General features: G+C 71.1%; 1 protein-coding gene. It reads right to left on the bottom strand.

Annotation, left to right across the window (positions count from 1 at the left end):
* Positions 1-113 precede the first annotated feature (113 nt).
* Positions 114-1,199, bottom strand: a 1,086-nt coding sequence (locus tag GGD82_RS20760; RefSeq protein WP_211364863.1) for a phage tail tape measure protein, incomplete at its 5' end; no start/stop codon positions are given.

Here is a 1,199-nt window from a genome sequence, read left to right as displayed (position 1 = left end):
GCGGCCCCCGCGCGGTCCTGCGACGCCCAACGCCACGCGCTGTCCCGCGCCATGTCCGCGAACGGCACGGTGTCGGTCTGGAACGTGAACAGGCCCAACGTCATCAAAGGCATTTATCGCACTCCGTCGTACAGGTGCGCGCGGGCGGCAGAGCGGCGTTCGGCGTCGCGGGCGTCCAGCTCGGCGCGGACCAGGCGGGCGACCTCGTGCGCGTCCAGGCCGGGCGGGGCGTTCACCGTGATCTGGTAGGTGTCGTGGGAGTCCACGGTGGTGGTTGCCCCGGCCGCTTCGGCGGCGGCGGCCACCCCCGGGCCGGTCTCGATGATGTGCAGCGGCGGTGTGTCGTCGTTGGCGGGCAGGACGAAGGACGGACGGTCGCCCCCGTAGGAGGGGATGCCCGCCAAGAGCCCCGGACGGGGCGACGACGCGGCGGTGTCGGGATCCGCGGGCGTTTCGTCGTCCCCGGCCCCGTCGTCCCCGTCCCCGAACACGTTCGGCAGCGAGTCCCACAGTTTGCGTACGCCCCCCATCAGGTCGTCGAGGGCGTCCCGCACCGGGGCGAACAACCGCTCCGCCAGCCCGGACAAGTCGATGCTGAACAGCCATTGGAACAGGCCGTCCCAGGCGCGGCCCACCAAGGCCCACGGGCTGATCTTCTTCAGCGCCTCCCACAGGCCCGCCCCGAGGCCTCGGTCGAAGGCCGCGCGTACATCGTCCAGGGGTCCCATCAGTGCGTCGACGAGCCCGCCGGCGGCGTCCAGGACCGGGCCGAACCAGCGGGTCGCCAGCCCGGACAGGTCGACCCCGAACAGCCATTGAAACAGGCCGTCCCACGCCTCCCAAATCACGCGCGCGGGGTTGAACCGCTTCAGGAGTTCCCACAGGCCCGACCCGAGCCCCCGGTCGAAGGCGGCGCGTACGGCGTCCATCTTCGCGGTGAACCACGCCCCGATCTGGTCCCAGTTGGCATAGATCGCGTAGGCGCCGAACGCGATGGCCCCGAGGACGGCGAGAATGGGGTTGGTCATCAGGGCGACACTCAGGGCGCGCACGCCCGCGATGACCGCCGGCAGGGCGGAGCTTGCGAGACTCACCAGCTTCGCCCCAAGCATCACCACGGAGCCGATCAGCCCCGCGTTCATGGTGATGATCACGCCGAGGATGGCGTTGTCCCAGCCGCCGATCGCCTGGACCACGCG

It is taken from the genome of Roseospira marina (genome assembly GCF_014197855.1).
GTDB classification, from domain to species: Bacteria; Pseudomonadota; Alphaproteobacteria; order Rhodospirillales; family Rhodospirillaceae; genus Rhodospira; species Rhodospira marina.
The sequence above is the reverse complement of the archived record's forward strand: the minus strand, read 5'-3'. Positions and strand labels throughout refer to the sequence as shown.